This is a genomic window from Paenibacillus sp. GCM10023252 (genome assembly GCF_042653305.1).
Lineage (GTDB): Bacteria > Bacillota > Bacilli > Paenibacillales > Paenibacillaceae > Pristimantibacillus.
In genome coordinates this window covers 124,332-146,652 of record NZ_JBHSHW010000003.1, presented here as the reverse complement: position 1 = coordinate 146,652, position 22,321 = coordinate 124,332, and the positions used below count along the sequence as shown (strand labels likewise).

The following is a 22,321-nucleotide window of genomic DNA, read 5'->3' as shown; positions in this document are numbered from 1 at the left end:
GCTCGCCCACCAACTGCGGACTTAACAAGGATTCTCCTTGTTAAGTCGCTCGCGTAGGGCACACCCGCCGCCCTTACTCCTCCTTCAACAATCCATACAGATAATCCACCGAACGCATCGCGTATTCGAAGCGCTGAGGCTTGCCGCCCTGCAGCAGCACGAGACACGGAACGCTCCTAATCTGCCAGCTGTCGCGCAGCCGCGGAGCGAAGTTGATGTTCATCCGGTACAGCGTCGCACCAATGGGCAGTGCCGTCACCACTTCAAGCATCCGCTCGGCGACCTTGCAGGTGCCGCAGAATGGGGTGTAGAACAGAATCGCATCCCTCCCCTGCCCAATCCGCACCATTCTCAACCACTCGTCTTCCCCAATCTCCTGAATAGCCATCTTCCGCTTCACTCCTCATTGCCCCAAGTATACAGGACCCTTGCCCCGGCATTCAACCAACTCTCAGCTTCGGCTCAGGTTCGCTTCATCTTGTCCGGCTATCCTATGGTTGTGTTACCAGATAGATCCATGAAGGAGGCAGATTAGTATGAGAAAATCCCTATGGGCAGCAAGCGTCCTCGCCCTAACCGTAACGGTCAGCAGCGGACTGCTCCTCTCCGGCCAGGTGAACGCCGCCGAGACGGTGCAGAAGCTATCCGGACACCTCGGCTTCGGAGGAGGCGGGGGTGGTAAGGACATCATTCGCACCACGTTCCAGAACGAGGAGCTGCTGAAGCTGCTGGGCGTAACGGAAGAGGAGCTGCATACCTCACTGAAGTCAGGCAAGTCACTTGCCGAGTTGGCTGGTGAGAAGGGTGTCGCTGTACAGAAGGTCATCGATCTGGAAGTCAAGCTGCTGACGGCTGAGCTGAACCAGAGACTGAAGGATAGCAAGCTGACGCAGTCCGAGTATGACGCGCAGAAGGCCAAGTTAGCTGAGGTTGCGAAGACCTTGGTGAATACTACTCCGAAGAAGCATGCCTTCCGCAAGGATATGGCACCCGGACATAGCCCGTTCGAAGCAGATGTACTTACCAATTCAGACATAGCCAAGCTGCTGGGCTTAACCCAAGCAGAGCTGAAGACAGCCCTGCAATCTGGCAAGTCCCTCTCCGATCTGGCAGCTGAGAAGGGTGTCGCCGTGCAGAAGGTCATCGACCTCGAAGCCGCGGCTATTAAGAATTCGTTAGCCGAGCAATTGAAGGCGGGCAAGCTGACGCAATCCGAGTATGATGCTGCGCTTAAGAACATAACCACTTGGGCCTCCGCAGTCGTGAATGACAAGCTTATCGGAAGCGGCAGCTTCGGCAAGGGCGGAGGCAAGCTCGGCAAGGGAGGTCCAATTATGCTTTTCAAGGATGATGACTTAGCGAAGCTGCTCGGGTTGACCGCGGATGAGCTGGCGGAGGCCCTTCACTCCGGCAAGTCTCTAGCCGACCTCGCAGGTGTTAAGAAGGTTGCTGTCGCAACCGTCACCGCTCAGGTGAAGAAGACACTAACGGCTGACCTCGACGCCAGACTAGCCGAAGGCCAGCTCACGCAAGCGGAATATGATACGCGCAAGGCCGAGCTGGATACGATAGCGAAGGATATCGTGAATGGTGAGTTCAAGCGTCCTGCAGGTGGACCTGGCGGAGGACGCGGCGGTCATCATGGCCACCACGGGCATGGCGGCCCGTTCGGCGGTGGGCCAGACGAAGGCGCTGGCAGCGGCACTGCAGCTCCTGACAGCAGCACCACTGCTCCAACCAACGGCGATGCCGTATAGTTAATAGTTAACGAGCTTAACCTTCCCGAGCGAGGCTGTACATGAACCCCGGACGAACACCCAACCGTTAGCTTCGCTCCTATATGCAAAGGCCGAAAAAGCCCAGTCTTTCCGACTGAGCTTTTTCGGCTTATTTTCAACAGGATTGTTCGTACTTCCGCCCGGCAACCGGACGCCCACCATAGAACACCCACTCCCGTGCAGGAGGAGCGGCAACCGCATGCTGCAAGTTCATCGCCTCCACCAGCATGAAGGTCGCTGCCTCTCCAACGCTCGGTACGGTGGAACCCGCAGAGGCATAGCGGTAAGCACCTAGCAGCTGCTCGTCCTCCACCCAATAGGAGCGCTCCGCAAGCCGGCATGCCCGCTCCAGCAAGTCCCCGCTGCCGAAGGGGGACCAAGCATCGAGCACGTTATCCGTGCCGAGCATCACCTGCACACCAAGCTCATCAAGCAGAGCAACCGGCGGCATCTGGCGGTCGATCGGGACGCTCGTAATAATCGCCACGCCGCTGTCGCTAAGCTTAGGCGCCAGTCCGCGTATCTCCCCCTCGCCTACTTCTCCGAGAGCCCAAGCGTGGCTAACCGCGACCCGCCCCTGCTTGCCGGACTGCACGGTGTAATCTGCAATACGGTCAATCGTATAGAGACCGAGATGCCCTGGGTCATGGAGATGGATATCAACGCCAGCATCATATTCCGAAGCCAGCTCGAACACCCCATCCAGACAAGGCTCAAGCGACCGATCCAGCCCAGCTGGGTCAACCGCTCCCACGTACTCCGCCCCCATCCCCATTGCTTCACGCATGACTGCCATCGAGCCTGATCGTATGAGTCCTTGCTGCGGGAAGGCTACGATCTCGATGTCCATCCGATCCCGATATTCCTCACGCACGCGGAGTACCGCCTCCAGATGACGAAGCCCGATGTCAGGGTCTACATCCACATGGGTACGAACCCGGGTCGTGCCGTAAGACAGCATACGATTGAGCAGCGTGCGAGCACGGGAGGCAACATCGCCCTCCAGCTCGGCCAGCAGCTCCTGCTCCCGACGAAGCTGGTTAGGCAAGGTGTCAATCCGCTTGCGGGATCGCCACCCCTCTCCGATGAAGTGCTTATCCAAGTGGCAGTGCATATCCGCCATAGTTGGAGTGTACAACAATCCTTGAGCATCCCAACCTGTCTCGCCCGCGGCCAGCGGAGCATCACTTCGTTCGATCTCAGCGAACTTGCCTTCCTGTATGGCTAGCGAGTACAACTCACTCCCGATGCGCACTCTTCTCACATACCCAATCCCACTCATGAACGTAATCATCCTCCCCATCTACGATGCGCCAAGATAAGCCTGAATCATCCGCTTATCCTCCATCAGCTTGTGTGCCGGACCCTCCATGACGAGGTGACCGTTCTCGAGGACGTACCCCCGATCGGCTGCGGCAAGCGCCTTGTGCGCGAGCTGCTCGACAAGCAGAATGGTGACCCCTTCCTGCTTCAGTCCCTCAATCGCGGTGAACAGCTCTGCCACAATAATCGGCGCGAGCCCCAGCGACGGCTCATCGAGCAAGAGCAGCTTCGGCTTGCTCATCAGGGCACGGGACAGCACGAGCATCTGCTGCTCGCCGCCGCTGAGCGTATACGCAAGCTGATTGCGTCGCTCCTCCAGCCGCGGGAAGCGGTCGAACGCACGCTGCAGCTCTTGCTCGAAGGCGGCACCGCGCACCTTGCCGATGGCCGTCTTCAGTCCCATGCGCAGGTTCTCCGTGACGGTCAGCGAGCCGAATACTTCTCGGCGCTCCGGCACGAGCGAGATTCCGGCATTCGATACGCGGTGGGCAGGCCAGCCGCCAATCGCCTTCCCATCATATATAATCCTTCCAGTCGCGGGCTTCACTAACCCTGCTACGGCCTGCATCAGCGATGACTTCCCTGCGCCATTGGCTCCGATGACCGCAACGGTCTCGCCCTGGCGCAGCTCGAGACTGACTCCCTTCACCGCTTGCACGGCGCCGTAACGAACCTCAAGATTCTCAATGGTCAGCATGTACTGCCGCCTCCTCTCCCAGATAGGCTCCAATGACACGCGGATGGCTCATGACGTCCTGCGGCTTGCCGTCCGCGATTACTTCTCCGAAGTCCAGCACCGTAATCGTATCCGACACCCGCTGCACGAAGTCCATATGATGCTCAATCAGTATAATCGTCAGGCCTTGCGCTCGCAGCTTGCGCAGCACACTCTCTAGCTGCTCAATCTCCTCCGACGTCATGCCGGCTGCCGGTTCGTCCAGCAGCAGCAGACGGGGCGAGGACGCAAGGGCACGAGCAATCTCAACAAGGCGCTGATAACCATAAGGCAATTGATCTGCGGTTGCCCGCCGTTCTCCCGTATATCCGATTAGATCGAGATAAGCATGCGCTCGGGCAAGCATCTCCCGCTCCCGCCGCCGCACAGCAGGTGTCCGCAGCAAGGAGGCCGCCAGATTGCCAGAGGAGCTCATCCCCGTCATCACATTCTCAAGCACCGTCAACTCCTTGAAAAGCCGCGAATGCTGGAACGTCCGTGCAATACCCAGCTCCGATGCATGAGACAAGGAGCGCGGAGCATAACGAGCTCCGTCTAACAAGAATTCACCTCCGCTAGGTGTATATAAGCCGGAGATGACATTCAACATCGTCGTCTTGCCGGCTCCATTCGGGCCGACAAGCGAATGAACCGTTCCAGGCTTCACATCCAGCTTCACCTGTCGGAGCGCATGCAGTCCGCCGAACCGCATATCTACGCGGGCTGCTGTCAAGGAGATCTTCCCCTTCGCACCAACTAGAGGTGGTCCTTGGTAAGAGCTTGAAGCTCCCTGACCAGTGAGCCCCGCACCTCGCTCCCGAACAACGCTGCTTCCACCTCGAACACCACCGTCACCGCCACCACGTTCACCTCGGCCACGGCCAATCCAGCTTCCTCCAGACAATCCATTCGGATACCGCTTGCGCACCCATACCACCGCGACATCCGCAATGGTGCCCGCAATACCCTTAGGCATCACATACAGCACAATGAACATGATCGCGCCATAGAGTGCGAGCCGCAGCTTCTCCATATCCAGCAGCTCAGGCAGGAAGACTAGGATGACCGCTCCGATGACCGGACCAATCAGCCGTCCCGCCCCACCGAGGATAACGATCAGCACCAGCTGAACGGAGGTCTGGAAGTGGAACGTGTCCGGCGAGATGTAGCTGTTCGCATGAGCGTAGCAAGCCCCGGCCAGACCGGCCAGCACCGCACTCAGCGCGAAGCCTGCCGCTTGAACTGGAAGCTTGCGAATGCCCAGTGACGCTGCGGCAATCTCATTCTCCTTGGACGCCATCATTGCTCTCCCCCACGATGACCGCCTCAGATTCCGCATGACCAACAGGGAGATGACGGCAAGGAAGAGGACAAGCTCGTACATTCCTGTCAGCGTGAAGGTGTAGCCTCCCACAGCCGGCTTCGGAATGCCGGAGATGCCAAGCGGCCCGCCGGAGAAGCTGTCCCACCGCATGAGCACTTCGCTCACAACGATGCCGAAGGCAATCGTAATCATCGAGAGGTAGACACCTCCAGCACGAATCGTCGGAATGGCAATTACAATTCCCACAACAAGAGATACCGCAACGCCAGCCGCCGCCGCCAACCAGAAGCTGAAGCCATGATTCGTCGTCAGGATCGCCGACACATAAGCTCCCGCCGCCATGAGGCCGGCATGGCCGATGGACACGATGCCGCAGTAGCCAACGAGGATATTCAGCCCCGTGCAGGTCATGACGTAGATGCCAATCATGAACAGCAGATTGAGGTAATACACATCCGCGACCAGCGGAGCCGCCGCCAGCAGCAGGGCTGCACCTGCCCCTGCCGCGAGCCGCGCGGAGCCCGGCCGGGCTGGCATTCGCAGGCTGTCAGGCCTGCTTTTGGTTAGGATTGCTCTGAACATGATGATAATGCCCTCCTTAGCTCCTGGCTTAGACCTTGACTATGGTCGTCCTGCGGTTGAACAGCCCCATCGGCTTCCAATAGAGAATGAGGATGACAAGGCCGTATACGAACATCTCTCTGAAGTCCGTCGATATATATTGTGCGATTAAGGCTTCCGCCACGCCGAGTGCGAGGCCGGAGATGACGATTCCCTTCGGGTTATTGACGCCCGCCAAGATTGCGACCGAGATGGCCTTCAGCCCCAGCGGCAGCCCGATATCGACGGATACAGCATAGCTGGTGGACAGCATCGCTCCGCCGATTCCCGCGAGCAGACCGCTCAGCACATAGGCCGTCATGACGACACGGTTGCTGCTGACGCCCATCATCTCGACGGCCGTCCGATTATCTGCCGTTGCCCGGAGCCACAGCCCCCAATGGGAGCGCTGGTAGAACAGCAGCAGCCCCGCCAGCAGCAAGGCAACGACCGGAAGGAACACGAGCTCCTTCCAATAGATGCCCGCTCCCCCAATTCGCAGAATCTCCTCGCCGACCGGTGAAGGCGTGACCCGCTCATCCGGCCCGAAGACGAAGAGCGATAGATCCTGAATGATGATGCCGACCGCGATCGTACTGAGCACCCATTCCACCGCGTTCGCATTCTTGTCGAACTTCCGTATCGCCAGCCGCTCCACGAGTATGCTGAGCAGCCCGACGCTGACCGCCGCTAGCAGCGCCGCAATCAGGAAGGGCAGGTGCCACAGCTCCGCCATCGTGAACGTGAGCACCCCTCCCAGCATAACGAGCTGGCCCTGCGACATATTAAGGGTGCCGTTCACCACGTACGTAAGACTGTACCCTAGGGCGATCAGCGCATAGAGACAGCCAACCGCCAGACCGCTGACTACTAGCTGCAAGATAAGCGACATGGTCTTCCCCCTTCCTCTTCACTTACGCTTCACTTCATGCTTCACTCTTCACTTACGCTTCACTTCACGCTTCTTGCTTCACGCTTCACTCTGCAACCAATCATCCCACCTTACTGAACGTCAGAGACGACCAGCTTGCCGTCCTTCCAGATGCACATCAGATAGGAATTCACATCAATAGCATCATGATTGTCAGGTGTGAACACCTTATCCCAATCCTTAATGACTCCGCTGTACGGACCAACCGCTTCAAGCGCATCACGGACCGCCTCACGATCCTTCGCCAGATCACCCGACAGCTCTGCATCCCCAATCGCTTGGAACAGCATCATCGCCCCGTCATATCCTTGTGCAGCAGAGGCGAACGTCGTCGGGATATGGCCGAACTTCGCCTTGAAGTCCTCTAGGAACTTGGCCGCCGGCTCTCTCGTCTGCTCGACATTGAAGTTCGCCGTCTGAATGGCATACGTGCCCTCCGCCAGCTCCTTGCCGACTTCCTGCACACCCTTGTTCGCCATCCCATTCTCGCCGACAATCGGCACCTTCCAGCCCAGCTTGTTCATCGCCTGCAGCACGTAGCCGTTGCCCGCCCCTTGGCCGAACAGGTAGATGACCTCCGCGCCGCCCTTCTTCGCATTGTTCACCTGTGCCGTCATGTCCTTATCCTTGGCATTGTCGAACGATTCCACCGCCACCGGCTTCAGCCCTTCTTCCTCCAGCGCCTTCGTCATCGCCGCCGCCGCACCCTTGCCATACCCGCCATTCTCATGGAGAATCGCTACCTTAGTTGTCCCCCACTGCTCCTTGATAAAAGAAAGAGCATACTTCGCCGTAATATTCGCATTCATCCTCACGCCGAACGTGTACGGCATTCCGCTCTCGACCGAAGCCGGAACATTGGACGTCGCGACCATGAACGCGAACTTCTCTTCCTTAATAAGAGGCGACTGGGCTAGCATTACCGTGCTGTAGAAGCCTCCAATTGCAGCAAGCACCTTCTCCTTCTGACCGAAGTCGCGGATAATGCTGATGCCTCGCGTTGGATTCTGCTCGGTATCTCTAACGACTAGCTCGATCTTGCGGCCGTCGATGCCCCCTGCCGCATTTACGTGGTCCACTGCGATCTGTACGCCCTGATACAGGTTGACGGAGTTCATCGCATTATCACCTGTCGCTTCCGTAGACATCCCGATCCGAATCGGCTCAGCTGCCTCCGCATCCTTGCCTGCGTCCTTATTCCCTTCCTTACTACCACCTGCATTGCCGCCGTCCGTCGCAGCCGGCGTATTGTTCGCCCCCGTCCCTTCATTGCTGCCGCATGCGGACAGCCCCATTGCCGCCAGCATGAGGACCATCATTACAACTAAGCCATGCCACTTCAATCCCCTGCGCATTCCGATCTCTCTCATTCTCTCTCCACTCCTGTCCTATGGTTGTATATAGATTGGCTCGGCCTGTCGTTCGGGCATCTCTGCCCCTTGTGCCTGTCGTCCCAGCCCGTAAGTATAAGATTGAACAATCGTCTCTGCGGTGAGCCGACCTCGCTTCCACACCGCGCGGCGCGCCGGCCGGTCCAGCAGCGCTGACCGCTCGTCCCGAGACGGAAGCAGGACGAGATCTGCATTCGCGCCAAGCCTTACCCCGTATTCCTCTGCTCCTATTGCCTGTGCCGCCCCGTGAGTCAGCATATGAAGCACCCGCCTCGCGTCCTCATCACTGCCCATGTAGGCGGTTGAGGCGAGAAGCCATCCCGCCTCGAGCGGGTCTGCGGTACCGAACGGCGTGAACGGGTTGCGCACATTGTTCACCCCAATGACGACATTCACACCGTGCTCCTGGAGCAGCTTCACCGGCGTCAGTCCGCGCCTCGGATGCTCCTTGTCGCCGCGCCCGCCTAGGTACAGATCTGTCTGCGGCAAGCACATGACGGAAATTCCAGCTCGGCTAATAAGGCTTGCTGCCCTTGCCGCGGCTTCCAACGGCACCGAACCGAGCGAGGTCACATGACCCGCTGCAACTCTGCCTTCCATACCAGCTGCAATCGTACGATCCGCAATGGTCAGAATGTCCAGCTGCTCCGGATGGTCGGAGAAGTCTACGTGGAAGTCGAGCGGCTTCCCATACCGCTGCGCCAAGCTGAATACATGCTCGATATGCGCCGCCGCATCCCCATCCTGATACGGGATGCCGCCAACGACATCTCCGCCCATCCGCAGCGCTTCCTCCATCAGCTCGGCTGTTCCGGGACTTGCCATAATGCCCTCCTGCGGGAATACGACCACCTGCAGATCGAGCAGCTCTCTCACCTGCTCCTTCAGCTCAAGCGCAGCCTCGACGGCGGTGAGCCCGAGGATCGGGTCAACCTCGGCATGGCAGCGCATATGGGTAACGCCGCTGCGAATCGCCCGGTTCAGCACGGACAGGGACCGCTGCCGGATGTCTTCACGGGTGAAGCCTCGCTTCATCTCCGCCGTCATTCGGATCGCTTCCTGCAGCGAGCCCGCATCCGATGGCATCCGGCCGAGCAGCTCCGCCTTGTCCAGATGGATGTGCGGCTCGACGAAGCCCGGCAGGAGCAGTCCACCCTCTGCATCGAACACGCTGCTTGCCTCCGGCCAATGAACACGGTCCGCTTCACTCATGATGTCCGCAGTATTCAAGCTGCCCATGGCGCTCATGCAGTCCGCAGCGCTCAATCTGCCCGCTTCGCTTGGCGAGCCAGCCATGCCTGGATGGTCCGTCAAGCCTCCAGCTGGCTGTGCTCCTTCCAACCAGCCGTCTCCTTGCTGTGTCTGCTCCAGCCGGGCAATGACCCCATCCAAGACACCGATGGCGTACAGCCCTTCGCGGCCTGGAAGCTTAGCATGATGAATAATTAAGTCCATGTATCAACCCTCCTCCCTTGCTTATTTTTCCTCTTAACAGCCCTATCTCTCAGCCCCGCTCTTGGCCAATGACCGCCTCAACCGCCGCTGCGCATGAACACTGCACCTATAATGAGCGCCCCAAGAATGCCCCATACCGCATTCAAGCCCAGGTATTGCACGGAGACGAAGAAGGCGGCTCCAATGACAAAAGGCAGATAGGGCAGTACACCCGGGCCCTTGCCGAAGGCATACTTGGCGAAGTCATACGCAAGCATTGCCAGCATGACGAAGATGACCGGCTGCACCCCCTTAATCATCCCTTGAATATAGGGGTTCTTCTGCAGCTTATTCATGACGAAGACGAGCACGATCATGAGCAGAGCGGTAGGCAGCACCACCGCGCTGAGCGCTACCGCCGCGCCGAGCCATCCCGCGGTCTTGTAGCCGATATAAGCAGCTAGCTTCGTAGCAATCGGTCCAGGGAGCGCATTGCCGAAGGCGAGTGCCTGCCCGAATTCCTCCTGGCCCATCCAACGGTAATGCTCCACAGTCTCGTATTCATAGAGCGGTATGATGGACGGCCCTCCTCCATACCCGATGAGGGTGGATCGGCCGAATCCAACGAACAGCTCCCATAGATCCTTACTCATTCCTGCTTCCTCCTCGCGCCTCGCTCATGTGCTACCATCCAATGGCAAGGCCGTCGCCTCTCGGATCGGCCGCGCCGCCGAGCACGCCATCCGGACTAATCTGTATGCCTTGCGCTTGCCCTACTGCGCTGCTCCATGCAGGCAGCAGCTCCACTTGATGCCCCCATGACTGCAGCTGCCCAGCTGCTCCGGGATCGAGCGCCCGGTTCTCCAGCTTCAGCGTATCGCTGTCCTCTCCCCACGTTCGGCCGTACACCCAGCGAGGCAGAGCAATCGCCTCCTGTATATTGCAGCCGTAATCAAGCACGCCGGTCAGCAGCGACAGCGTCGTCTGCGGCTGCCCTTCGCCCCCTTGCGTTCCTGCCAGCAGGCACGGCTTGCCGCCCCGCAGCACCATGCCGGGCATGAGCGTATGGAAGCTGCGCTTGCCAGGCATGAGGGCATTCGGATGGCCCGGCTGCAGGGAGAAGAATGATCCTCGATTCTGCAGAATAATGCCCGTATCCCCTGCCGTACAGCCCGAGCCGAAGTCATAGTACAGGCTCTGAATGAACGACACCGCATTGCCTTCCTGATCCACCACCGCTGCATAGGCTGTATCCTGCCCCATTGCCATGGACTCGAAGGCTCCCGCCTGGTAGGCATGGAAGGATGGCTCCTTGAACAGCGCTGCCCCAAGCGGCTTGCTGATCAGCTCCCCCACCGGAATCTGCACGAAGGCCGGATCGGACAGATAGCGGTCCCGATAACGGAAGGCGGCCTTCACCGCTTCCGCTGCCAAGTGGTAGAACTCGGCGGAATGCCGAGATACCTCATGAAGCTTCTTATGCTCCAGAATGTTCAGCATCATGAGTACCGAGAAGCCCTGCGAGTTCGGAGGCATCTGATAGACATCCGCCCCCCGGTACCTCGTAGAGATAGGCTGCACCCATTCCCCCCGATGCTCGGCGAAGTCCTCTTCAGTGAGCAGACCGCCGGCCTGCTGAACCGAATGCGCAAGGGAGAGGGCAATGGACCCTGTGTAGAGAACATCCCTCCCGCCATCCGCGATCAGTCTAAGCGTCTCCGCAAGCTGCGGCTGGATGAGCCGCTCGCCTTCCTCCAGCAGCCGGCCTTCCGCATTCGTACAGATTGCCAGCAGACCGGCATCCGCACGCAGCAGAGTCTCGTCCTTCATCATCCAATAATGCAGATTCCGCGTAATGGGGAAGCCTTGCTCGGCATACTGTATAGCCGGTTCGAGTAGTTGCTTCCACGGAAGCTTGCCATAGCGGCTCCATACGTTCCACCAGGCGTCGACCATCCCTGGCACGGTCAGCACACTGGCCATCCCACGATCCGGGATCGTCGTCAGCCCTCTGTCCTCGTAATGAGCTTGTGAAGCGTTCCGGCCTGCTCTCCCGCTCCCGTTATACCCAATGACCCTATGTTCATGTGCCGGGTAGAGGAGGAAGAAGCTGTCTCCGCCCAGGCCCGTCATATGCGGATAGACCACGCCGAGCACGGCGCTGACGGCGACCGCCGCGTCGAAGGCATTCCCACCCTGCTGCAGAATCGCGCTTCCAACCGCACTGGCTGTATGGTGAGGGGAAGTGACCATCGCTTGATAGCCGAGCGGCATAATATTGTGCATAGGCCTACTCCTTCATCCGGTTAATGTGAGTATATCTAACAATCTTGATCTAATAGTCTCATCATAGAGCCGGGATGCGTAATTGTCATTAGTCATTATGTATGAAAAAAGCAGACTATGTTAGTTAACCTAAACATACACAGCTCTTTACTTCAGGAAATGATACGAGTTACACTAATTAATGTCACTTAACATGACGCAATAGGTGGGAGGAGGCAGATCATGAACATCGGGGAATTGCTGCAAATACCTGCCTATACAGGCTGTCGCGTTGCAGCTGGCAGAGAAGGGCTGGGACGGGTTGTCCAATCCGTGAACATTATGGATGCACCTGATATTATTGAATTCGTGAAGCCCAGCGAGCTGCTGCTCACGAATGCTTACTTCCTAAGAGATGACCCCCAGGCCATGCTTGCCCTCATCTGTGCCATGGATGAGATTGGCTGCGCGGGTCTCGCTGTGAAGACGAATCGATTCATCCATGCCATTCCAGACATCGTCATGGCAGAGGCCGACCGCCTCTCCTTCCCTATTATTGAACTGACAGCAAGACAGCAGTCACTCGGGGATACTGTCCATCAGTCTCTGACGGTCATACTGGAGCAGAAGACCGAGGAGCTGCGATTCGCACTTGATATTCATGGTCAATTCACAAGCCTCGTCCTGCGCGGCCAGGGTCTGCCCGAGATGACACAGTCGCTGTCCGAGCTGCTAGGCCAGCCCGTCCTGCTGCTCGACACGAAGCTGTCGCCGGTAGCCGAGTCTGTCCACTTCAGCAGCGAGCCGCTGAGGGGCATGAAGCAGCACCTGACGGACCTGCTGCCGCTTCACTATCCATCCCCCTCTCCCTTCACCTTGGGACTGCTTGTCCCTCCAATGCTAAGAGGAAGCTCACTGCTCGTCTATCCGATTCATTCCATACAATTGCACGGCGTCCTCCTCGCCTTCTCCCTGGACGCGGACGAGCAGAGCCTGCCGCTGCTAGCCGTCGAGCAGGCTGTTAATGTCATCCGCTTCGAGATGCTGAAGCGGCAGGCCGTCCGCGAGCGCTCCCGGCGATATAAGAATGAGTACTTCTCCAATCTGACCGAAGGCGTCTTCACCTCGGAGCATGAGCTGCTCCATCAGGGACGGCGCTACGGCCTGACCGGGAGCGAGGAGATCGTCTGCGTCACCGTACGCGAAGACCCCGCCCCTGCCGGTGCCGGCCCTGCAGGCGAGCTGGCCGCCAGCTCTGCCTCTAACGGCACCGCTGCCGCCTCGCTCCGCCATCGCAGCGAGGAGTACCGGCTCTCCGAGCGGGAGCTGCTGTACGATCTGATGAAGCCTGCCTTGGAGAAGCACGGCTTGCCTTGTATCCGCTTCGTCAAGAACCATTCCGTCATCCTCCTGCTCCTCGACCCGCCGATATCCGGGCATTCGCTCTCCGAGACACTGCTCTCCATAGGAGAGGAGGTGTATCGGCTGCACGGGCTCAGCATCTCCTTCGGAATCGGCAAGCAGGTCGAGCAGCTGCTCGACATCCCTCTTACCTGCCGCGAAGCAGCCGAAGCGCTGGAATTCGGCTACCAAGCCGGCAAGCGCCGATTCGCCCAGCCGTATCACGGGAGGGAGCTGACCGACCTGTTCCGGTTAATCAGCCCGGCGGAATTGCACACCTTCGTGTCGGATACGTTCCTCCCGCTCGAAGTCCTGGAGCCGAAGGAACGCGCCGAGCTGCTGCGCACGCTGCAGGCGTATTACGACCAGCAATGCAGCATTGCAGCCGCTTCGAAGCAGCTGTTCCTGCACCGCAACACCGTCATCTACCGGCTCGACAAGTGCCGGCAGCTGTTCGGCCAGGAGCTTCATGCCCCGGCCATCTCCCTCCGCATTCGTCTGGCTCTGCTTATGACGGGGATGCCGGGTGTTAGCGGATGAAGATTTTCGAACCGATGGCTGCAATGGCACTATCTTGGGTTGCGTATATCTTCCTCGTGCCGGTCCCGCCCACACCCATCGACAGCTGGCGCAAGTATTCGAAGTCCGGATAGACGACCTGCCTGGTCAAGTACGCCGATCTGCGGCTGCCGGGGAACCTCATCTCATTGAGCTTAGCTATAATGTCCCGTGCTGTCGTAATGCCAATGCCATGACCGTAGTAGTAGCCGCCTCCCATGTCGATGACGTTCTCCCCCTGCCACTCAGGACCGGCCGGATGGTGGTCGGGATTGCGGAAGTACAGGATGTCGCCGGGGAAGTTCTGCGGATTGCGGTCGGTGGAGATCAGGCGAAGATCGTTGTCATAATTCCAATCGTAGAGATAGATATTGCTATAATACCGATTGAACATCGCAGGTCCAATGGAATCGAGGACGGCCTTGTACAGGACGATGAGTACGGCCGCCGAGCATTCGAAGGCATACATCGGACCGCTGCGGAAGAAGTCATTGATGGCATCCGCCGCAGTGACGTCGGGCCGCATCTGGAAGCCGCCATTGCGCTCGGTAATCCAGTATCTAGGGTTAGCGCGGGACTCCCGATAGTTGGCGAAGGTGGCTCCGCTCTCGTTCAATGCCTGAGCGGCGGATACGATATGGCTGCGCATGTTGAGCTCGAATAGGAGCGCATCCACGGACGGGAAGTTGTAGACGAACGGGCTCTGCTGCTTATCCATGAGAATCTGTCTGGCGAGCGGACTTAGGGACAGCTGCCCGAGCTGCTGCGCGGCATCACTGCCTGCTATGAGTATCACGGTCATTCCTCCGTTATAGGCATAAGGTGCGAGGCTATAGGTCATTGTACGTGAGGCGGTGCTGGTTGGTGCTTCCGGGCTGTAGGCAGCAGCGCGGTTAAGCGATAGAATAGAAGCTAGCTAATAGCAATGGAAAATCATACCTAAACCAAAGGAGTGTCTCTCTCTCATGCCTAACCTGCCTTCCAAGCCTTCCATATCTTCAATGCCGGCAGACTATCATCTTCGTCGACAGGAAGTAGTGAACCGAATCGCGGCAGCAGCTGTCCAGCTGCCGCTGCTAGATTCCAAGCTGTGGTTCCATCATGACATCCGCGACAACTTCTACTACGCCTCTTATCTGCTGGCTGCCGCCGCTCTGCAAGATGAACCTTCGCCCTCTATCAGCGAGGACCGCGAGGCAGCGAAGAGAGCTGCCTCCTCTATTCTGCTAGAGGTGCTTCGCCTGCAGGACGTTAACCCGGAGAGCAGCACCTACGGCCACTGGCCGCTGCGCCTGGAGCCATCTCTTGCGGAAGCACCTTACAACACGCTCCCCGTCGAGCTGATGGGGCTGTTAATGGTCTACCTGTACAAGCAATATGGAGCTGTAATGGACGAGACTCTCCGCTCCGCCTTCGAGACCGCGCTTCATCACGCCTACAAGAGCGGCTACTACCGGAAGCCGCTCAAGCAGTACAATCACCATGAAGCGAAGTATACCGCAGCGAAGCTCATCTATGGGCAGTTGTATGCGGATGCCGAGCTGCTGGAGGACGGGCTGCAGAGCTTGCGCGCTACGCTGGCCTTCACGAAGGAGAATGGCATGCTGGAATATGGCTCGCTGCCTTGGTTCTGGCATTGGGTGCAGGCTTATACCTGCGCATGGGAGCTGGCCGAGGAAGGGTCAGAGCTGCGCGCTGTGTTAGCTGAGCTGCTGGATCTCCTGTGGGAGGAACGCTCCGACTATTATCTGGGAGGAGCATGGGCTGGCCCTCACTCCCGCGGCCAAGGGCATGATATTCCGCGGGATGCGAACGTCCTGCTGGATTATGTGCAATTCGGCAACTTCGCTCTGCCGGCTGCCATGCCGCGGACGGAATATGCCGGCTTCCTCTTCTATGAAGCGCCGGAGCTTGCTCGCCGCAAGGCGCTCAGCCGTGAGGTGGTGCCTGTGGAAGTGAAGAAGCTCGTGCCTCGGCTGGCGGGTGATGGGCTGCTTGGCTCCCCTCATCACAGTTATGTGTATATAACGGAGCACTATGCGGTTGGCGGCATGTGGGAGCGGGCAGCCGAGTTCGATAATGAGCAGCATCGCTGGGACATTACGCTGCCTCTGGATGCCGTGGTGAGCGGATCTGGCAATCAGGGGTACTTCTTCAACCCGGGCGACGGTTCATGGGACGGCGATCCTCGCCATCAGAGCGAGTACTGTGAGGTGCTGCTGCACGAGAATGTCGTGATGGCGCTGTACCCGCTGCCTAGCGAAGGTGAGATTCGCGGCATCCTGCCGCTTGGCGACTGGCAATATGAGGAGCGAGCGCTGTACGGCTTCGCGGGCGGGGTGTATTGGTCCGTGCAGCTGATGCTGCCCTATGAAGTGAAGGTGCAAGCTGGAGGTCTGCTCGTGAGCAGCCGGGGTATAGCGGGCGGCGTTGTCGTGGAGGTGCTGCACGCAGAGGAAGCGGCTGCACTTGGTGTGGATAGTCTGGAAGCATTCGCAGCGGCTAGCCGGAAGGCGCCTGCTGTGTTCCAGCAGGTTGACGGGGCTGCCGGTGTAGAAGTGGAGTACACTAGTCTTCGTGGGAACAAGCTTCATTTGCGCACCTCTGGTGCTGTGTATGGAGCCCTATCGGCTGATGCACGGGTGAATGGAAGGCTGATAGATTGGGAGAGCTATCGTCGATAGAGTTCAGGTTGAGACCTATTTTTCACTTGGAGGAGTACCCTTATGGAAAGAATTGTTTTGCTTTTAGCGATTTTTATTGTCGGATACCTTTTGATCTCTTCACCTACTCCTATAGTTCTCTCTATTGATATAACTCGAGAGTTGGGTGCGATTATGGATTATTTATTAGGTTTAGTCGGATATCTAATGATGCTGTATGCTACATATTCCTTGATTAAGTTAAGTCTACAAAAAAAATAGATTTTCTACCCATTTGTTTGGTACTTAAGGCCAACACCAAGCAAGGGCTGTCCTCGAGTCGGAAAATCGACTGGACAGCCCTTTTTCAACCATGTTAATGATTAATGCTGTAGATGTAGAACTTATGCGGGCCCGATGGCGATACATTGAACCAGATCTCGCCGTCGCCGACCATGACACCCTTGTAGTTCACGAATGTGTCTTCGGCCTTCTGACCGGCTAGCGCCTGCTTCACCTTGTCCGTCATAATGTCGTCGTAGCCTGCGATGAACTGCTCCTTCGTCTCATAGACCGTTGCCTTGCCGTCCTTGTACACACTTAGCGGATACTTGACGTAGTCTGCCACCTTGCTCTTCTCTCCCGCCGCGACCAGCTTCTGCACCTCGGAGTAGAAGGCTTCGAATGCCTTCGGATCATCAATCCCAGCAACTTCATACCGATTCTTATCCTTAATGCTGATCTGATTGTTCTGCTCGTCCCAAGTGACGTCATAGTGGAGTGCCTCGGCTACGGCTCTTAAGGGCAGATAGGTCGTCCCATTGTTGATGAAGGGCTCCACCTTCTTCCCGTTCACCGTCGGCATAGCCGCCTGCTCCCCATGGATGATGACCTTGATGTCTCTGTAGACGGCATTGATTTTTTGCGTGACGGGTGCAGCTAGAGCGGATCCTGCTGCCATTAACATCGCGGTGCCCACTGCGCCTGCGACCAGGCCTTTCCATGTATCCTTGTTCATCGGGTTAGCTCCTTTGTTGGTGTGGATTAGCTTATGGTGATGCTGTCTCGTATCTATGACTCACATTCACTGTGAAAAGTTGCAAGCCAGGTCACCCCTACCGACTCTGCCCTCCTCAAAACATCTTAGCAAAACATTATTATTTATATTCCTTGACAGGAATATTCTCGTAGTGGTATATTTTACTCAGAAATGAAGCAGCCTAACCCAACCTATCGAGGAGGAATGTTATTATGTCTACTTCCATGGTATCCCGTATCGAAGGACAGACCCTAATTCTGGAGCGTGTGTTCCAAGCGCCGCGCGAGCTTGTCTTCCAAGTATTCTCTGAAGCCGAGCATCTTAAGCATTGGTGGGGGCCGCGCGGCTGGGAGCTTACCATCTGCAACGTCGACTTCCGCCCAGGCGGCATCTGGCATTACTGTATGAAGTGTGTGGATGAGGGCCAAGGCGACTTCTTCGGCTATGAGTCATGGGGCAAGGGCATCTACCAAGAGATCGTTCAAGCTGAGAAGATTGACTACACCGATTACTTCTCCGATGCTGAAGGCACGGTCAACGCAGACCTTCCGGCTACGAAGGTGTCCATGCTATTCCTCGAGCACGACGGTCAGACGAAGCTAGTCAGCCGCTCCGAGTATGACTCGAAGGAAGCTCTCCAGCAGGTTATCGATATGGGCATGGAGCAAGGCATCACCGAGACTTGGGACCGCCTGTCGGAGTACCTGGCTGCTAAGCAGGGTTAAGATTAAGTAATCGATCATGAACGTGAGCACCCCTAAGATGTATAGACGGGGTGCTTTTTATATGACTATCTGAGCTGACTCACTATAAACCAAACATCTTAAAAGAACTACTTGAATCTTAAAACTATATTATATTCGGATAAACGAGAAATGGGGTATGTTGGATGAGTGATAAATGTAAGCGCTTCTATTTTAATGAGAAGGGAGAGCTCCGTTACGTAATAGCAGTCATCATAAAAATCGCTAAAAGGAGTTGTATCAATGCTAACTACAAAATCGAAGTTCACGAAAGTGTCAAAATGGATGGCTTGCTCCGTCGTGACCGCCATCGTTCTAACATCTGCTTCATACGGACACCATACTCCGAGCGTGTCAGCCAATGCTTCGGCTGCTGTAAGTACTAACCTGTCCTCTGGCAGCGAGCAGTACCCATTCCCTCATAACGTATCGTATCCGCATGGCATTATGCCCAGCTTGAGTCGCGATACGCTTAATCGGGACATGCTGAACATGTATACCAAGTGGCATGACTTGTATATCACAACCGAAGGCACACAACCGGGAGAAGTCCGTATTCGCTCCTATGATTCCACCTATAAGAACGGCACCTGCTCGGAAGGCATGGGGTTCGCCATGCTCATCAGTGTCTATATGGCGAATCCTAACAACAGCGCCCGAAGCGACTTCGACGGGTTGTTCCACTACTACAAGCGCGGGCTCTCCCCGGGTTATAACTTCATGGGCTGGAAGATAGACAAGGATGGCAACAGCATCGATCCATACTCCGCTCCAGACGGGGATCTGGACGTTGCGATCTCCCTCTTAATGGCTCATAAACAGTGGGGCAGCGACGGAGCGATTAATTACCTGGAAGAAGCAAAACTCATTATTAAAGATATTATGGAATTCCTGATCTATAAGCCGTCTTATATCGTGAAGCAGAGCCAAGCAGCGATTACATCCGTCATCAGCTCCTATGAAATTCCGGGCTGGTTCAACTTGTTCGGTGAAATAACAGGAGATCAACGTTGGGAGAAAGCCGAGGATGCCGCGTACGGCATGTTCAATCACTTCTACAACTTGAATCCTCAAACCGGGTTGGTTCCCTATAAATGGGTGTTGTCATCAACAGGTGTTCCTACCTATACAGGTCCGAGTGGACCGGATTCGAACTCAACAAGCTACGGCTTCGATCCAAGCCGCCTGCCATGGCGAGTAGGTCAAGACTTCCTGTGGAACGGCACTTCCAACGATACTCTAGCCCATGACTTCCCAGACCGCAATGTCAAGTGGTTCATGACGGCCATTAACGGCAACCCCGCTACAGTTGCAATGACATATAACATTGACGGTACGGTCAGAACTGCTTCTCCTTCACCTCGTAATATGGTTGGACCGATGGCCGTTGCAGCTATGGTTGACTCATCCAATCAAGCATCACTCGATCTCTTGTACAATTACTTACGCAATCTGGAGCCAACCTCAGATTGGCCGGGCGGCTATTATCAGGATGCGGTGATGATGATGAGCATGCTGGTGCTGACTGGCAACATGCCTAACCTGTACGATTATGCTCCTTATCCGAACAACACCTTGCCTGTACCGCTTCCAGTGACGGACACAATACCACCAACGCAGCCTACGAATGTAACGGCTACGAATCCGACACTGAACACGCTGCAGCTAACATGGAGTGCAGCAACCGATAATCAAGGACAAGTCGTGTACGAAGTCATGAGAGATGGCAAGCTCTTCGTTGTAACATCTGCGACAACCTTTAAGCTGGAATACTTGAGCCCTGGAACATCTCATACGTATACGGTGAGAGCAAGAGATCTAGCAGGCAACCGTACGTCCAGTAACCAGATCATAGGCACGACTGCAGCAGATGCGACCGCGCCGCCGAAGACGACTGGAATAACGGCTCAAGCCAGGTCCTTAACGAGCATTACACTTAAGTGGAGCCGACCTGCAGACAACGATACGATTAATGATATCGCTTATGATGTGTATATGAATGACGTCAAGGTCAATACGGCAAAGGTCTATTACCCAGGCGACTTTGTTATAAAAAATCTGCAGCCAGCGACAGCGTACAACTTCAAAATTGTCGCAATAGATAAAACAGGTAATTCCTCTACAAGTGATGTATTCACAACGTCAACGACAACAACGGATACCACGAAGCCGTCAAGACCTTCCTATGTGAGGGCAACTAGCACGTCCTATACCAGCATCGCACTTGCTTGGAATGCATCAACAGATGATAATCCATCTGGAACAGTAACTTACGATGTGTATATTGGCTCTCAGAAGGTCAATGCACAACCAATTACGAGCACAGCGTTCACCTTGACGAACCTGCAGTCCAATACGGAATATTCCATTAAGGTGATAGCAAAAGACTCGGCAGGCAATACGCAGGAAAGCTACATTTATGACACAAAGACGCAAGAAATAGAAACGACGTAAGTGTAACTGTGCTTATAATTGCTGAAGGTTGAAAGTAAGTCTCTCCCTCGAGGTCATATGACCTTGAGGGAGTTTTCAAGTTTATATCTCGATACATGCTGATTGTCCTGTTGTATGCACCACCATCGCATATCCTAAGTTCTTCGTCGGTATAGGGCAGCCTCCCCTCAACTCCGTGAAGTCATAGTTAACGATTGGCCCCCACAGATCCTGCAGCAATACCTTAAGTTCCGGCTCATAGGCTGCTAGATCCTTCTTGATTCCATCGGGGTGTTACTGGTGCGTACATCTCATTCTCCTCCTCAACGGTACAACAGAAAAAAACGCGCCGGACAGAACAGACCCTTCGTAAGGTCCACTCTGTCAGCACGGTTCTTCCGTGTCCGAACATGTTATTTCTTCTCAATATAACTTCAGTGACTAAAGAACACAATCTGAAGGAAGAACAGCACGGCGAACAGATAGAAGATCGGGTGGACATCCCGCCACTTGCCGCGGACGACCTTCAGCACCGGATACACGATGAAGCCAATGCCGATGCCCGTTGCGATGCTGTACGTCAGCGGCATAAGCACGACGATGAGGAACGCGGGGAAGGCGACCTCGAGGTCGTTCCAGTCGATCTTGCGAAGGACATTGATCATCAAGAATCCTACAATAATCAGCGACGGAGCCGTAATGGCCGGAATGCTGGCAAGCACCGATACGACCGGAGAGAAGAACAGCGTCAGCGCCAGGAGCGCACTTACCGTCACCGCCGTCAGCCCTGTCCGTCCGCCAACCGCTACCCCTGCACTCGATTCAATGTAAGCAGAGGTTGGACTCGTTCCAAGCACCGCACCCGTCGTCGTTCCTACTGCATCAGCCAGCAGCGCCCCGCGGGAGCGCGGGAACTTGCCGTCCTTCAGCAGGCCCGCCTGCTCCGCCACCCCCAGCATCGTCCCCGTCGTATCGAACAAGGTAATGAGCAGGAAGGTGAAGATCACCGCATACAGCCCGTTCGAGAACACGCCGCCAATATCCATCTGGAAGGCGGTAGAGGCAAGGCCGGTCGGCAGCGAGATGAACGTCTCCGGCAGCTTCATCTCCCCCATCAGCAGGGCAAGCACCGCGGTAATCAGCATCCCTACGAATAGGTAGCCTCGCACGCGATAAGCCATGAGGATGAGAGAGATAATGAGTCCGATAATCGTCAGCGCCGTCATCGGCTCGTACAGCTTGCCCAGCGTGAGCAGCGTAGAGGGGGAAGCGACGATGATTTTCGCATTTTGCAGACCGATGAAGGTAATGAACAAGCCAATGCCCGCGGTAATCGCGTGCTTGAGGGAAGTAGGGATGGCATCCAGAAGCATGTAGCGGAAGGATGTTAGAGATAGGAGCACGAACAGCACGCCTGCAACGAACACCGCTCCAAGCGCGGTCTGCCATGTGACGCCGGTTCCGCCGACGACGCTGAACGCGAAGTACGCATTAAGCCCCATCCCCGGTGCGATGACGATCGGATAGTTCGCCCCCAGCCCCATAATCAAGGTAGCTAATATACTGGCCAGCACAGTCGCGATGAACACGCCATGAAAGTCCATGCCCGCCTCGCTCAGAATGCCTGGATTCACAATGACAATGTAGACCATCGTGAGGAACGTCGTGACTCCCGCCATAATCTCTCTAGGGACCGTCGTCCCCCGTTCGGTTAGCTTGAATAACTTATCCATAATGCCCTGCC

General features: G+C 56.4%; 18 protein-coding genes. 6 read left to right on the top strand and 12 right to left on the bottom strand.

All coding sequences use genetic code 11. The features are described from left to right. Positions 1 to 73: 73 nt before the first annotated feature. Positions 74 to 388 carry a thioredoxin family protein gene (locus ACFO9Q_RS03295; RefSeq protein ID WP_379178645.1) on the bottom strand — a complete coding sequence of 105 codons (315 nt, stop codon included), beginning with the start codon at positions 386 to 388 and terminating at the stop codon, positions 74 to 76. A 148-nt stretch (positions 389 to 536) separates the two neighbouring features. On the opposite strand from ACFO9Q_RS03295, the gene ACFO9Q_RS03290 reads away from it, so the two are divergent. Next, on the top strand, positions 537 to 1,757 hold the full coding sequence (locus ACFO9Q_RS03290) for an SHOCT domain-containing protein (protein ID WP_379178643.1): 1,221 nt from the start codon (positions 537 to 539) through the stop codon (positions 1,755 to 1,757). Between the two features lie 136 nt (positions 1,758 to 1,893). On the opposite strand, the gene ACFO9Q_RS03285 is transcribed toward ACFO9Q_RS03290, so the two are convergent. The 8 genes from ACFO9Q_RS03285 to ggt form a co-directional block, all read right to left on the bottom strand. Further along, complete coding sequence (locus ACFO9Q_RS03285; protein ID WP_379178641.1) at positions 1,894 to 3,060, bottom strand: amidohydrolase family protein; 1,167 nt, start codon at positions 3,058 to 3,060, stop codon at positions 1,894 to 1,896. 21 nt (positions 3,061 to 3,081) lie between these two features. After that, positions 3,082 to 3,798 (bottom strand): ABC transporter ATP-binding protein, encoded by a 717-nt coding sequence (locus ACFO9Q_RS03280; RefSeq protein WP_379178639.1) that lies wholly within the window; start codon positions 3,796 to 3,798, stop codon positions 3,082 to 3,084. Continuing rightward, the gene (locus tag ACFO9Q_RS03275) at positions 3,785 to 5,722 is read right to left on the bottom strand and encodes an ABC transporter permease subunit (protein ID WP_379178637.1); all 1,938 of its coding nucleotides are present in this window, start codon (positions 5,720 to 5,722) and stop codon (positions 3,785 to 3,787) included. Before ACFO9Q_RS03275 ends, ACFO9Q_RS03280 begins: the two co-directional genes overlap by 14 nt. Before the next feature lie 28 nt (positions 5,723 to 5,750). Further along, the gene (locus ACFO9Q_RS03270; RefSeq protein WP_379178635.1) at positions 5,751 to 6,632 is read right to left on the bottom strand and encodes a branched-chain amino acid ABC transporter permease; all 882 of its coding nucleotides are present in this window, start codon (positions 6,630 to 6,632) and stop codon (positions 5,751 to 5,753) included. A gap of 110 nt (positions 6,633 to 6,742) precedes the next feature. Further along, positions 6,743 to 8,041: an ABC transporter substrate-binding protein gene (locus ACFO9Q_RS03265; protein ID WP_379178633.1), complete on the bottom strand. Its 1,299-nt coding sequence runs from the start codon at positions 8,039 to 8,041 to the stop codon at positions 6,743 to 6,745. A gap of 18 nt (positions 8,042 to 8,059) precedes the next feature. Then, positions 8,060 to 9,517 (bottom strand): amidohydrolase family protein, encoded by a 1,458-nt coding sequence (locus ACFO9Q_RS03260; protein ID WP_379178631.1) that lies wholly within the window; start codon positions 9,515 to 9,517, stop codon positions 8,060 to 8,062. A gap of 77 nt (positions 9,518 to 9,594) precedes the next feature. Beyond that, positions 9,595 to 10,149 (bottom strand): chromate transporter, encoded by a 555-nt coding sequence (locus ACFO9Q_RS03255; protein WP_379178629.1) that lies wholly within the window; start codon positions 10,147 to 10,149, stop codon positions 9,595 to 9,597. Positions 10,150 to 10,180: 31 nt separating this feature from the next. Continuing rightward, positions 10,181 to 11,782: a gamma-glutamyltransferase gene (gene ggt, locus ACFO9Q_RS03250; RefSeq protein WP_379178627.1), complete on the bottom strand. Its 1,602-nt coding sequence runs from the start codon at positions 11,780 to 11,782 to the stop codon at positions 10,181 to 10,183. 222 nt (positions 11,783 to 12,004) lie between these two features. Here ggt and ACFO9Q_RS03245 point away from each other — a divergent pair, with 222 nt between their 5' ends. Beyond that, entirely contained in the window at positions 12,005 to 13,702 is a 1,698-nt protein-coding gene (locus tag ACFO9Q_RS03245; RefSeq protein WP_379178625.1) for a PucR family transcriptional regulator, read from the top strand. Here ACFO9Q_RS03245 and ACFO9Q_RS03240 read toward each other — a convergent pair. Continuing rightward, positions 13,692 to 14,516 carry a protein-glutamine gamma-glutamyltransferase gene (locus tag ACFO9Q_RS03240; protein WP_379178623.1) on the bottom strand — a complete coding sequence of 275 codons (825 nt, stop codon included), beginning with the start codon at positions 14,514 to 14,516 and terminating at the stop codon, positions 13,692 to 13,694. The genes ACFO9Q_RS03245 and ACFO9Q_RS03240 overlap by 11 nt on opposite strands. A gap of 169 nt (positions 14,517 to 14,685) precedes the next feature. Here ACFO9Q_RS03240 and ACFO9Q_RS03235 point away from each other — a divergent pair, with 169 nt between their 5' ends. Both ACFO9Q_RS03235 and ACFO9Q_RS03230 read left to right on the top strand, forming a co-directional pair. Continuing rightward, the gene (locus tag ACFO9Q_RS03235; protein WP_379178621.1) at positions 14,686 to 16,404 is read left to right on the top strand and encodes a hypothetical protein; all 1,719 of its coding nucleotides are present in this window, start codon (positions 14,686 to 14,688) and stop codon (positions 16,402 to 16,404) included. 42 nt (positions 16,405 to 16,446) lie between these two features. Continuing rightward, a complete protein-coding gene (locus ACFO9Q_RS03230; RefSeq protein WP_379178619.1) occupies positions 16,447 to 16,644 on the top strand; it encodes a hypothetical protein in 198 nt (65 codons plus the stop codon). Positions 16,645 to 16,738: 94 nt separating this feature from the next. Here the strand turns inward: ACFO9Q_RS03230 and ACFO9Q_RS03225 are convergent, their stop codons facing one another. After that, complete coding sequence (locus ACFO9Q_RS03225; protein WP_379178617.1) at positions 16,739 to 17,380, bottom strand: copper amine oxidase N-terminal domain-containing protein; 642 nt, start codon at positions 17,378 to 17,380, stop codon at positions 16,739 to 16,741. Between the two features lie 233 nt (positions 17,381 to 17,613). Here ACFO9Q_RS03225 and ACFO9Q_RS03220 point away from each other — a divergent pair, with 233 nt between their 5' ends. Together ACFO9Q_RS03220 and ACFO9Q_RS03215 are read left to right on the top strand one after the other, a co-directional pair. Continuing rightward, a complete protein-coding gene (locus tag ACFO9Q_RS03220; protein WP_379178615.1) occupies positions 17,614 to 18,126 on the top strand; it encodes an SRPBCC domain-containing protein in 513 nt (170 codons plus the stop codon). Positions 18,127 to 18,387: 261 nt separating this feature from the next. Continuing rightward, the gene (locus tag ACFO9Q_RS03215) at positions 18,388 to 20,598 is read left to right on the top strand and encodes a glycosyl hydrolase family 8 (protein ID WP_379178613.1); all 2,211 of its coding nucleotides are present in this window, start codon (positions 18,388 to 18,390) and stop codon (positions 20,596 to 20,598) included. Positions 20,599 to 21,011: 413 nt separating this feature from the next. Here the strand turns inward: ACFO9Q_RS03215 and ACFO9Q_RS03210 are convergent, their stop codons facing one another. After that, positions 21,012 to 22,310 carry an NCS2 family permease gene (locus tag ACFO9Q_RS03210; RefSeq protein WP_379178611.1) on the bottom strand — a complete coding sequence of 433 codons (1,299 nt, stop codon included), beginning with the start codon at positions 22,308 to 22,310 and terminating at the stop codon, positions 21,012 to 21,014. Between the last annotated feature and the right edge of the window lie 11 nt (positions 22,311 to 22,321).

What these genes read in the sequence shown, in the direction of transcription:
- ACFO9Q_RS03295 (WP_379178645.1), bottom strand. Translation starts at nt 388, where the DNA reads ATGGCTATTCAGGAGATTGGGGAAGACGAGTGGTTGAGAATGGTGCGG.
- ACFO9Q_RS03290 (WP_379178643.1), top strand. Translation starts at nt 537, where the DNA reads ATGAGAAAATCCCTATGGGCAGCAAGCGTCCTCGCCCTAACCGTAACG.
- ACFO9Q_RS03285 (WP_379178641.1), bottom strand. Translation starts at nt 3,060, where the DNA reads ATGAGTGGGATTGGGTATGTGAGAAGAGTGCGCATCGGGAGTGAGTTG.
- ACFO9Q_RS03280 (WP_379178639.1), bottom strand. Translation starts at nt 3,798, where the DNA reads ATGCTGACCATTGAGAATCTTGAGGTTCGTTACGGCGCCGTGCAAGCG.
- ACFO9Q_RS03275 (WP_379178637.1), bottom strand. Translation starts at nt 5,722, where the DNA reads ATGTTCAGAGCAATCCTAACCAAAAGCAGGCCTGACAGCCTGCGAATG.
- ACFO9Q_RS03270 (WP_379178635.1), bottom strand. Translation starts at nt 6,632, where the DNA reads ATGTCGCTTATCTTGCAGCTAGTAGTCAGCGGTCTGGCGGTTGGCTGT.
- ACFO9Q_RS03265 (WP_379178633.1), bottom strand. Translation starts at nt 8,041, where the DNA reads ATGAGAGAGATCGGAATGCGCAGGGGATTGAAGTGGCATGGCTTAGTT.
- ACFO9Q_RS03260 (WP_379178631.1), bottom strand. Translation starts at nt 9,517, where the DNA reads ATGGACTTAATTATTCATCATGCTAAGCTTCCAGGCCGCGAAGGGCTG.
- ACFO9Q_RS03255 (WP_379178629.1), bottom strand. Translation starts at nt 10,149, where the DNA reads ATGAGTAAGGATCTATGGGAGCTGTTCGTTGGATTCGGCCGATCCACC.
- ggt (WP_379178627.1), bottom strand. Translation starts at nt 11,782, where the DNA reads ATGCACAATATTATGCCGCTCGGCTATCAAGCGATGGTCACTTCCCCT.
- ACFO9Q_RS03245 (WP_379178625.1), top strand. Translation starts at nt 12,005, where the DNA reads ATGAACATCGGGGAATTGCTGCAAATACCTGCCTATACAGGCTGTCGC.
- ACFO9Q_RS03235 (WP_379178621.1), top strand. Translation starts at nt 14,686, where the DNA reads ATGCCTAACCTGCCTTCCAAGCCTTCCATATCTTCAATGCCGGCAGAC.
- ACFO9Q_RS03230 (WP_379178619.1), top strand. Translation starts at nt 16,447, where the DNA reads ATGGAAAGAATTGTTTTGCTTTTAGCGATTTTTATTGTCGGATACCTT.
- ACFO9Q_RS03225 (WP_379178617.1), bottom strand. Translation starts at nt 17,380, where the DNA reads ATGAACAAGGATACATGGAAAGGCCTGGTCGCAGGCGCAGTGGGCACC.
- ACFO9Q_RS03220 (WP_379178615.1), top strand. Translation starts at nt 17,614, where the DNA reads ATGTCTACTTCCATGGTATCCCGTATCGAAGGACAGACCCTAATTCTG.
- ACFO9Q_RS03215 (WP_379178613.1), top strand. Translation starts at nt 18,388, where the DNA reads ATGCTAACTACAAAATCGAAGTTCACGAAAGTGTCAAAATGGATGGCT.
- ACFO9Q_RS03210 (WP_379178611.1), bottom strand. Translation starts at nt 22,310, where the DNA reads ATGGATAAGTTATTCAAGCTAACCGAACGGGGGACGACGGTCCCTAGA.